This is a genomic window from Virgibacillus sp. JSM 102003, from assembly GCF_041949995.1.
In the GTDB taxonomy this organism is placed as follows: Bacteria; Bacillota; Bacilli; order Bacillales; family Amphibacillaceae; genus Lentibacillus.
In genome coordinates, this window is the sequence record NZ_JBHFQH010000014.1 from 110,507 (window position 1) to 120,756 (window position 10,250).

The following is a 10,250-nucleotide window of genomic DNA, read 5'->3' on the forward strand; positions in this document are numbered from 1 at the left end:
CTTCCCCCTCTTCTATTAATTACGTAGTGGTTTTCCTTTTAATAACATGTGTTGCATTCGCTGTTGCGTTTTTGGTTCAGCAATTAAGCTTAAGAAAGCTTCGCGCTCTAGATCAAGCATGACCTGCTCGTCAATTAGCGTACCTTCTTTAATACGTCCACCTGATAAAACGTAGGCAAGTTTTTCAGCAATTTTCACATCATGATCTGATGCATATCCACCAAACTGAAGTGTCTTCGCGCCTAAGAGCATTGCAGCATATCCAGCTTCGCCTACTACAGGAATCTTTTCGCGCTTCGGTGCTTGGTAACCAGCATTTGCAAGCGCCAATACTTTTTCTTTTGCATCATGTAACAAGTGATCTGGATTTACACTAATAGCATCATTACTATTTAAGAATCCATTTTCTCGAGCTTCAGCGGCTGAAGTTGATACTTTAGCCATAGCTACTTTTTCAAAAACATCATTTGCCACTTTTGTCAGATCAAAATCAACGCCCTCTGGCATATTACGAAGTTCTTTTAGATAAAGTTCTTTTGTTCCGCCGCCACCTGGGATTAAGCCGACTCCAAACTCAACAAGACCCATGTAGGTTTCAGGAGATGCCTGGATAGAAGCTGCTGGTAATGAAACTTCAGCACCTCCACCAAGTGCCATATTGAATGGTGCTGTTACAACTGGCTTTTCTGAGTACTTAATATTCATCGCCATTTTTTGGAATTGACGGACAACCATATCCAATTCAAAGAAATTATCATCTTGGGCTTCCATCAGCATCATGCCAAGGTTTGCGCCAACACAGAAGTTTTTACCCTGATTACCGATTACAAGTCCTTTGTAATTTCTTCCTACTTCCTCAATTGCAAAGTTTACCATTTGGATGATATCAAGACCGATTGCATTACTTTGTGAATGGAATTCAAGTCCTGCAACACCATCACCTAAATCTATTAAACTTGCTCCCGTATTCTTTTTAATGACCCCATTAACATCTTTTAAACGCTTTAAATTAATCTCTTTTTCATTAAAGCTCTGTTGCTTGTATTCACCGTTATCATAGTAATAAACATTGCCATTTTCGGTTTTATAGAAGGACTCGTTTCCCTTTTCCAATAGCTCAAGCACCCATCCAGGTACTGTTTCGCCTTCTTCCTGCATCCGTTCAACAGATTTACGCAAGCCAATGGCATCCCATGTTTCAAATGGACCAATTTCCCAGCCGAATCCCCATTTCATTGCCTGGTCAATGGATACGATATCATCAGCAATTTCACCTGTAAGTTCAGCAGAATAAATTAATACTGGCTTCATGATTGACCATACCAAGTCACTTGCTCTGTCGCCTTTGGCTGATACAAGCGCTTTCAATTTACGACGAGATCCTTTTTCCTGCTTCGCCGTTTCAGTAGCTGCCGTTTTTAGTTTTTTACGATCCTCATATTCTAGTGTTTCCGGATTCAATTCATAGATTGTACTTCCGTCTTTTCCTTTTTTCTTAAGGAAAAACCCTTGGCCACTCTTGGCACCAAGCCAGCCGTTATCCTGCATTTTTAAAATAAAATCAGGAACATCGAATACTTCTTTTTCTGCACCTTCAACCTGATCGTAAACATTTTTAGCAACATGAATAAATGTATCTAAACCAACAACATCCAGTGTACGGAATGTAGCACTTTTTGGACGTCCAATCATTGGCCCGGTAACAGAATCTACTTCACCAACACTGTATCCGCCTTTTAACATTTCCTGTACTGTTACAAGCAATCCATATGTACCGATACGATTAGCAATAAAGTTTGGTGTGTCTTTTGCTTCAACTACACCTTTGCCCAGCACATTTTCGCCAAACGTTTTCATGAATTCCAGTACTTCTGGATCTGTGTGTTTTGTTGGAATAACTTCAAGCAATTTCAAATAGCGTGGCGGATTGAAAAAGTGTGTTCCAAGGAAATGCTTTTGGAAATCCTCTGAGCAATCAGCAGCCATATCCTCTACCGAAATCCCTGAAGTATTGGAAGTTATAATGCTTCCCTCTTTACGATATTTATCAACATTTGCAAATACTTTCTTCTTAATATCCAGGTTTTCCACAACGACTTCAATAACCCAATCAACATCTTCCAGTCTTTCCATATCATCATCCATATTGCCAACTTCAATTAAGTCAAGACTTTTTGTTGAGGTAATTGGTGATGGATTTTGCTTACGCAGCGCCTTTTTACTCTGTGCAGCAATACGATTTCGTACAGCTCGATCTTCTAATGTTAAGCCCTTCTTTTCTTCATCTTTCGTTAACTCTTTTGGTGCAATATCGAGCATTATTGTTGGTATTCCTACGTTAGCCAAGTGGGCAGCAATCCCAGACCCCATAACACCTGAGCCTAACACTGCAGCGCGCCTGATTGTTTGCTTCATGTTTTGTCCCCCTATCTTCATTTGAATGAATACTCATTCATTTTTAACGATAAAAATAAAAGATAGTTACCTATCCATCTATTTATTAGTATAAATTATATTCTGATATTTCGCAATAAAAAATGAGTATATTTTTTACTATTTAGGCTTTAATGACTTTAGAAACTGCGTTAAACTATTATAGGCTTCATATACAGAAAGGACTTGACAGTTATGAACAAAAAACTTGTAACCGAATACTTGCAAATTATTGTCGGCGCTTCACTTGTCGCGCTTTCATACAATATATTCCTGTTACCTTCAAAACTTGCAGCCGGCGGTATTTCCGGGATTAGTACAATTCTTTTTGAACTTTATGAATTAAGTCCAGCATACACACAGTTTTTAATTAATCTTCCCATCTTTATAATCGGCTGGCTTGCGCTAGGCAAGGATTTTAGCTGGAAAACATTATTAGGAACATTTTGGGTGCCTTTTGTTATTTTTCTAAGTGCAGATTTTCCTTTCACGATTAGCAACCCCCTATTAGGTGCAATCTACGGTGGTATCGTTTTGGGTGCTGGTCTTGGTACCGTTTATAAAGGAAATGGATCAACTGGCGGGACTGCTGCAATCGCTCAGGTTGTAAAGAAATTCACTGGATTATCAAGTGGTTACTCTCAGTTAATTGTCGATGGATTTGTTGTTGTTTCTTCTATTATCGTGTTTAATCTCGAACTTACACTATTTGCCTTAATGTGCATTTATGTTACAAGTAAAACAATCGATATCGTTCAATTGCGCACATCAGCATCCAAATTAATTTTGATTATCACTGAAAATGAAGATAAAATCCAAGGTCTTATTGGAGAACGGATAGATCGTGGGTTAACTAAAGTCCGAACAATAGGCGGCTATTCAAATGAAAATAAAACAATGATTCTTTGTGTTACGGAACAACAGGAAGCAGTTCAACTGAAGCGAACCTTGCAAAAAGAAGAACCCACATCCTTTGTCATATTCCTTGATGCATCAGAAGTACTGGGACGAGGATTCTCGCTGGATAAATATTATGGACAGAAGTTTTAATAATGGCAAGACAAATCCCCCGTTCTCTGAATCGGGGGATAAAATGTTACTATTATTTTTTAAAGATACCTTTTAGGACAAACATTACATTTGCCGGGCGTTCTGCCAGGCGACGCATGTTGTAACCGTACCAGTCTTTACCGTATGGCACATATACGCGCATTTTATATCCTTCTTTTCGCAGTCTGTTCTGTAATTCAATCCGAATGCCAAACAGCATTTGAAACTCAAATTGATCACGAGGAATATTATGTTCTTTTTCCAGTTCTTTAACGTAATCTATAATTGCATCATCATGTGTTCCAACCGCAGTATAATTACCATTTAATAAATTGATTTTAATAAGCTTTTTATAATTTTCATCAACGTCCTTCTTATCCGGAAAAGCAACTTCAGGAGATTCCTTATATGCACCTTTTACAAGACGCAGGTACGGATCGTATTCGTTAAGATCTTGTAAATCTTCTTCTGTGCGATACAAATACGCCTGAAGGACTGTACCAACATTCTCATACTCACTTCGCAATTCTTTGAAAATATCCAATGTTTTGCCGCAACGTTCGTAGTCTTCCATGTCAATTGTCACGGTAACATTATGCTGCTTACCTGCTTCTAGAATTTTTCGCAAACTATCCATTACTAATTCTTCTGATATATCAAGTCCCAGTGATGTCAGTTTTAGTGACAGCTCAGAATCCAGACCTCTATCTGCAATTTTTTTAATCGCATTAATGCATTCATTAGCAGATTCCTTAGCCTCTTGTTCATTATCGACAAACTCACCAAGATGATCAATTGTAACAACAAATCCATCATCATTTATTTCCTTGATTTTTCTTGCTGCATGGTCTATATCAACACCTGCAACAAAACGGGATGCGCCAAATTTAAACCCGTATTTTTTTGCTAATTTTGTAAGCGTTTTATTTTTTGATAAAAATAAGAAGAAGTTACGCATAAGTTGTTCCACGCTGATTACCCCCAACTAAAAAAATTTTCTATATTACTATATTCTGTGCATAATTTATATCATATCATGTATTTACTAAAAAGAGTATTATTTTTTACCTTTTATGAGTAATTTCAGCCTTATTTGGCGAAAATAAACGATTTATGTCGTTTCTTCTCCTAATAATGGATAATAAATCTGGTTTCCGCGAGAATATAAGCATATATATTAAAACACTGCTTCTCGTTATAGATAGCGCAACTTACTTTCCTAGAACCACTCATACTTTGGAGCAAAGCTTGATAGTTGCTGATCCGTCCCCAGAGTCCACATGTCACTCCTCTTACACCTAACGTAGTCTGCAAGTTAATAACCCCTTGTAATTGAGAAAATTAGAAGTAGTATTAAGTAAAAAATTTAGTATAGGATAATTGTCCTATACTAATATAATAACTTTTAACCTTTGTTCTTTCAATTACTTGACAATATATTAACTGTCCTTTGGATAATTTTTATTAATCGTAATCATTCTTATTTACAAATCGTAATGATTACGATAATATATAGTAGCGATTAATAACGACGAGGGGATTTAATATTCATGAAAATACATCATACTGGCATCATCATACTTACAATTATAGGAATCATTGCGACAGGATGTTCACCTTCTTCCTCTGAATCCGCAAATAACCATAATATAACTATATTCACCTCCATATACCCGATTCAATACGCTGTTGAACAAATCGGTGGAGAAGAAGTTAATGCTAAGTCCATTTATCCGCCTGGGGTTGATGCGCACACATATGAACCTACCTCCAAGGAAATGACTACTATTGCGGATGGAGATGCGTTCATATACCTTGGTGCTGGGATGGAAGGCTTTGCTGAAGCTGCAGCAGCTGCACTTGATTCACAGGATGTAAAAATGATTGAACTGGGTGCAAATGAAGAATTATTTCATGTAGAGAAAAATCATGACGAGAAAAATCATAAAGAAGAAAGTGAACATGCAGAACATAATCATGGTGACGTTAATCCGCACATTTGGCTGGACCCAAAGCGCATGATTGAAATGTCCGGTTATATTAAGGATAAGCTTACCGAAATGAATCCTGAAAACAAACAGGTGTATACGCAAAATTTTAATGCCCTGAAAAAGGATCTAGTAGCATTAGATAACCGATTTAAAGAAACACTACAACCAAAGGATTATAAGGAAATTCTTGTATCGCATGCAGCATACGGGTATTGGGAAGAACGTTATGGCATCGAGCAAATTGCTATAAGTGGTTTGTCTTCAAGTGACGAACCTTCACAAAAGGAATTAACCGAAATTATCGACCTGGCAGAAGAGAAAAAGTTGGATTATGTTATTTTTGAACAAAATGGTTCTGATGATGTTTCTAAAATTATACAGGATCAAATAGGTGCAGAGGCATTGTATATTCATAACCTTTCCGTTTTAAATGAAGAGGATATGAAGAATAATGCAAATTATTTATCTATCATGAACAAAAACCTTCAAGTACTCGATAAGGCCACTAAATAGGAGGTATCACAGATGAACAGACCAGTCGTATCGATGATAAATCTTAACTATGCTTATGAAAGCAAATGCGTCCTGAACAGTATAAATTTTGAAATTCCTCAAGGTGCTTTCATGGGGTTGGTAGGTCCAAATGGTGGAGGAAAAACAACGCTGGTAAAACTCATTCTTGGTCTCCTAAAACCTGACACTGGTTCCATTGACCTTTTCGGCCAGCCTATTGATAAGTTTAAATCATGGGATAAAATCGGCTTCGTATCTCAAAAATCTAATTCATTCAACAAGGGATTTCCAGCAACGGTTTTTGAAGTCGTTTCAATGGGATTAACAGCGAAAGTAGGTTACTTCAAGTTTTTCACTACGAAACATAAAAAGAAAATCCTGGATACGATTGATCAAGTAGGTATGGGAGAATATGCTTATGAAAATATTGGAAATCTTTCAGGCGGCCAGCAGCAGCGTGTATTTATAGCCCGGTCATTAGTCAGTGATCCGGAATTACTGATTCTGGATGAGCCTACTGTTGGTGTCGACTATGAGAATGTCCAGCGATTTTACGATCTGTTACATCAGTTAAACAACCACCGGAACATTACCCTACTTCTTGTTACACATGATACCGGAACAATGACTGAGCATGCTACAGATATTGTTTGCTTGAACAAAACGTTGCATTTTCATGGAAAATCTGAAGAATATTTGTCGTTAACAGAAAAAGATTTATCACAATTCTACGGTCATCCAGTAAATATAGTTACACACGATCATTAACGTTGGGGGGAAGATTATGCTAGCTGATTTTTTTCAATATGATTTTTTACGAAACACTTTTTTAACCGGATTGCTAATTGGAATCATTGCGCCATTGCTTGGTACATTCATTGTCGTCCGGCGCCTCTCCCTAATAGCTGATGCATTATCACATGTAACTTTAGCAGGGATTGCATTTGGACTATTAATAGAAAAAAAGTTCGCAGCTGGACTTATCACCCCACTATACAGTGGGATGGCATTTTCCGTACTTGGTTCAATTTTTATTGAAAAGCTTCGAGGCGTTTATCAGGCATATCAGGAACTGGCTATTCCGATTATCCTATCTGGTGGCGTTGGTCTAAGTGTTATATTCATTTCACTTGCAGACGGCTTTAATACAGAGCTTTTCAATTACTTATTTGGATCTGTATCTGCAGTAAGTCAAAATGATTTTTATTCTATCCTGGCTATTTCTATTATTATCATTCTAGTGATTCGGTTATTTTATAAAGAACTTGTCACCCTATCATTTGATGAAGAACATGCAATCGTCTCAGGAATTCATTCCAAACGGATTCATTTACTTTTTATTGTTCTGACTGCATTAGTAATTGCCGCATCAATACGAATTGTTGGTGTCTTACTAGTATCAGCATTAATGACATTACCTGTTGCAGCAAGCATGCGAATTGCTCGTGGTTTTAAGCAAATGATTACATTTTCCATTGTTTTCGGTGAGCTAGCTGTTATCATAGGTTTAATATCCGGCTATTATTTCAGCATTCCGCCAGGTGGTACAATTGTTGTTGTGGCAATTATTATTTTACTGCTTTCAATTGGGTTGAAACGTTTTACGCATACTCCGAAAAAAGCGAGGGAAGTCAAATGAAGTTAGAGGAATCACTGGAAAAACTTAAAAACCGAGGCTATAAAACTACTGCTAAACGTAAAGACATCTTAGCTTATCTTGATGAGGCTGATGGCTATCGCACTGCAAAAGATTTGCTTCAGCACATGGAACCCACATATAAAGGAATAAGCTTTGACACCCTTTACCGCAATTTACATTTATTTGACGAGGTTGGCATTCTGGAAACAACTGAACTTAATGGTGAAAAACATTTCAGAATTTCATGTACCCATCATCACCATCACCACTTTATTTGTAAAGATTGCGGCAAAACAAAAGAAATCGATGTATGTCCAATGAATGAAGTGCAGAAATCACTTGGAAACTATGAAATTGAAGGACATAAATTTGAAATATACGGATTATGTCCAGTTTGTCAGGATGCATAATTCATGAAAATTTATTTAGCAGTTGGTATCGGTGGAATGGTGGGAGCCACTGGGAGATACGGAATCTCTATTTTATTTTGGACAAACTCTGGATTTCCCTATGCTACTTTAATTGCTAATCTGCTTGGATGTTTTCTGCTCAGCTTCTTACTTCATCATGATTCAATTAAGCGTACCCTGAGCCCAGAAGTATTTGCAGCTCTTGGAACAGGGATGATTGGTGCATTTACGACATTTTCCACTTTCGCAGTTGAAACGGTAGAACTGTCAGATATTAGCATTCTTTTAGCTGGTAGCTATATAGTACTAAGTATTTTGGGCGGACTGCTGTTTTGTTATTTTGGGTTCAAGCTGGCACTTAAAAAGCGGGTGACATTATGAGTATGCTTCTAGTTGCACTCGGTGGGTTTCTTGGCAGCATTACTCGTTATTATATTTCCTTAAAAACAAAAAAACGCCTGATTGGAACCTGGACTGCTAACATAACTGGGTCAATTCTTTTGGCTTTACTACTTCGATTTTATACAGATAATAGCATTTCAGAATGGTTATGGATGTTTTTGGGAATTGGCTTCTGCGGGGCGTACACTACATTTTCTACGTTCGGAAACGAAACACTTCACCTTATAATGGAGAAAAGATATTGGCTCGCAGCAGGTTATGTAGTTAGCTCTGTTACAGTGTCAGTATTGTTTGTTTATCTGTTTATATAAATTCAGATTTTGTCACCAAATTCTTCCTATCTAACATTTATTTTTGTATACTATTGATATACTACAATAAATTTTGGAGGGGAGATTTCTGTGTCAAAAAAAAAAACATTTTATCTTAGGAGTATTTCTACTATCTCTAACTGCATTCATTTTACTCATAACTGTTAATGAGAGCAAAACAGACTCAGTACAAGTTAAAGCAACCGCACACAAAACAACAGAAATTCAAAAAGTAAAAAAATCGTTTGTTGAATTCCCTGAAAAGGTAAATGATAAATCAATAAACAAAGAAAAAGAAAATACGCAATCTAAAAAGACTAAAACGAAGACTACTTCATATACCACAAACTATGTAGCAGTGTCTGAGTTAAATGTCAGATCAGGTCCTGGGACTCAACATAACATTGTTGGCATAGCAGCAATAAATGAACCCTTAAAGACCAAAAACGGATCATCAAATCAGTGGGTCAAGGTTTCCAGCGACAACCTTTCTGGCTACGTCAATGGCAAATACTTATCAGATAAAAAAGTTACTCCAGTTTCCTCATCATCAAAGACATCAGGTCAAAGTCCTTCAGAGGATCAAAAAAATTCTCAATCCACCAAGAAAAATAAAGAAACCGAAAAAACTGAACCTGCACCCCTACCAAAAAATGATGCGGACAAACTGAATACAGTTGATGCAAACAATCAGCTAATTTTAGTTACCTCTAAAGGGTATGGTACTAGCTCAGTACATATTCAGACATTTGAACGGAATGCAAATGGTTCATGGAAAAGAATCTTATCAATCCCTGGTTTCATTGGCAAAAATGGTTTTGCTTCAGCAAAGACAGAAGGAGATGGAAAAAGTCCACGAGGAAAGTATTCGATAGGAAATGCCTTTGGACGTAATGGTAACCCGGGAACAAAGCTACCTTTTAAACCTATAACCCCGGATGATGTGTGGGTAGATGATCCAAAATCAAGCCTTTATAATACTTGGCAATCCAAAAAAGAAACGCAAGGTCAGTGGAATAGCGCTGAAAACATGGATATCTCAGCATATACCTATGGTTTTGTAATAAATTATAATACCCAAAGAACGCCTGGAGCAGGAAGCGCAATATTCTTCCATGTAGCAAACGGACATACATTAGGATGTACAGGGGTATCCCAGAGTAACATGGTTTCGATATTAAAATGGCTGGATCCTGCTAAGAGCCCAGTGATTATCCAAGCACCGCATAGTGAATTAGGAAACTATTAAAAAATTTAGCTGGGACAAAAGTATTTAAGTCAAAGTAAAATCCGAACTATGATTCAAATTCTTGAAATAGAATTCGAATTAGTTCGGATTTTTTACAGATTAGATATAAACTGCGAACTAACATGCTGAGTGCTATGACACCGCTCCGGAAATACACTTCGCGCACCAAGGGCGGCTGATGAGCCTCCTTGCTCCTACGTCACTGCGTAGTCTCATCTAGGCGCAAGCTCCCACAGGAGTCTACGTGTATTT

Annotated in this window: 10 protein-coding genes; 8 read left to right on the forward strand and 2 right to left on the reverse strand. The window is 37.3% G+C overall.

What is annotated here, in order from left to right:
* Window positions 1-15: 15 nt before the first annotated feature.
* Entirely contained in the window at window positions 16-2,415 is a 2,400-nt protein-coding gene (locus tag ACE1TG_RS15380) for a 3-hydroxyacyl-CoA dehydrogenase/enoyl-CoA hydratase family protein (protein WP_375053294.1), read from the reverse strand.
* Window positions 2,416-2,628: 213 nt separating this feature from the next.
* Between ACE1TG_RS15380 and ACE1TG_RS15385 the strand changes: the two genes are divergently transcribed.
* Window positions 2,629-3,483 (forward strand): YitT family protein, encoded by an 855-nt coding sequence (locus ACE1TG_RS15385; RefSeq protein WP_375053295.1) that lies wholly within the window; start codon window positions 2,629-2,631, stop codon window positions 3,481-3,483.
* Between the two features lie 52 nt (window positions 3,484-3,535).
* Here the strand turns inward: ACE1TG_RS15385 and ACE1TG_RS15390 are convergent, their stop codons facing one another.
* On the reverse strand, window positions 3,536-4,453 hold the full coding sequence (locus ACE1TG_RS15390; RefSeq protein WP_375053296.1) for a proline dehydrogenase family protein: 918 nt from the start codon (window positions 4,451-4,453) through the stop codon (window positions 3,536-3,538).
* 580 nt (window positions 4,454-5,033) lie between these two features.
* Here ACE1TG_RS15390 and ACE1TG_RS15395 point away from each other — a divergent pair.
* The 7 genes from ACE1TG_RS15395 to ACE1TG_RS15425 all read left to right on the forward strand — a co-directional run bounded on the left by ACE1TG_RS15395 (window position 5,034) and on the right by ACE1TG_RS15425 (window position 9,998).
* Window positions 5,034-5,987, forward strand: a complete 954-nt coding sequence (locus ACE1TG_RS15395) for a metal ABC transporter solute-binding protein, Zn/Mn family (RefSeq protein ID WP_375053297.1) — start codon at window positions 5,034-5,036, stop codon at window positions 5,985-5,987.
* Between the two features lie 12 nt (window positions 5,988-5,999).
* On the forward strand, window positions 6,000-6,755 hold the full coding sequence (locus tag ACE1TG_RS15400; protein WP_375053298.1) for a metal ABC transporter ATP-binding protein: 756 nt from the start codon (window positions 6,000-6,002) through the stop codon (window positions 6,753-6,755).
* A gap of 16 nt (window positions 6,756-6,771) precedes the next feature.
* Complete coding sequence (locus tag ACE1TG_RS15405) at window positions 6,772-7,626, forward strand: metal ABC transporter permease (RefSeq protein ID WP_375053299.1); 855 nt, start codon at window positions 6,772-6,774, stop codon at window positions 7,624-7,626.
* Complete coding sequence (locus ACE1TG_RS15410) at window positions 7,623-8,036, forward strand: Fur family transcriptional regulator (protein WP_375053300.1); 414 nt, start codon at window positions 7,623-7,625, stop codon at window positions 8,034-8,036. The genes ACE1TG_RS15405 and ACE1TG_RS15410 overlap by 4 nt, the downstream gene beginning before the upstream one ends.
* A gap of 3 nt (window positions 8,037-8,039) precedes the next feature.
* A complete protein-coding gene (locus ACE1TG_RS15415) occupies window positions 8,040-8,417 on the forward strand; it encodes a fluoride efflux transporter FluC (protein ID WP_375053302.1) in 378 nt (125 codons plus the stop codon).
* Window positions 8,414-8,749 carry a fluoride efflux transporter FluC gene (locus ACE1TG_RS15420; protein WP_375053303.1) on the forward strand — a complete coding sequence of 112 codons (336 nt, stop codon included), beginning with the start codon at window positions 8,414-8,416 and terminating at the stop codon, window positions 8,747-8,749. Before ACE1TG_RS15415 ends, ACE1TG_RS15420 begins: the two co-directional genes overlap by 4 nt.
* A 73-nt stretch (window positions 8,750-8,822) precedes the next feature.
* Window positions 8,823-9,998, forward strand: coding sequence for an SH3 domain-containing protein (locus tag ACE1TG_RS15425; protein WP_375053305.1), 1,176 nt, complete (start codon window positions 8,823-8,825; stop codon window positions 9,996-9,998).
* Window positions 9,999-10,250: the final 252 nt, after the last annotated feature.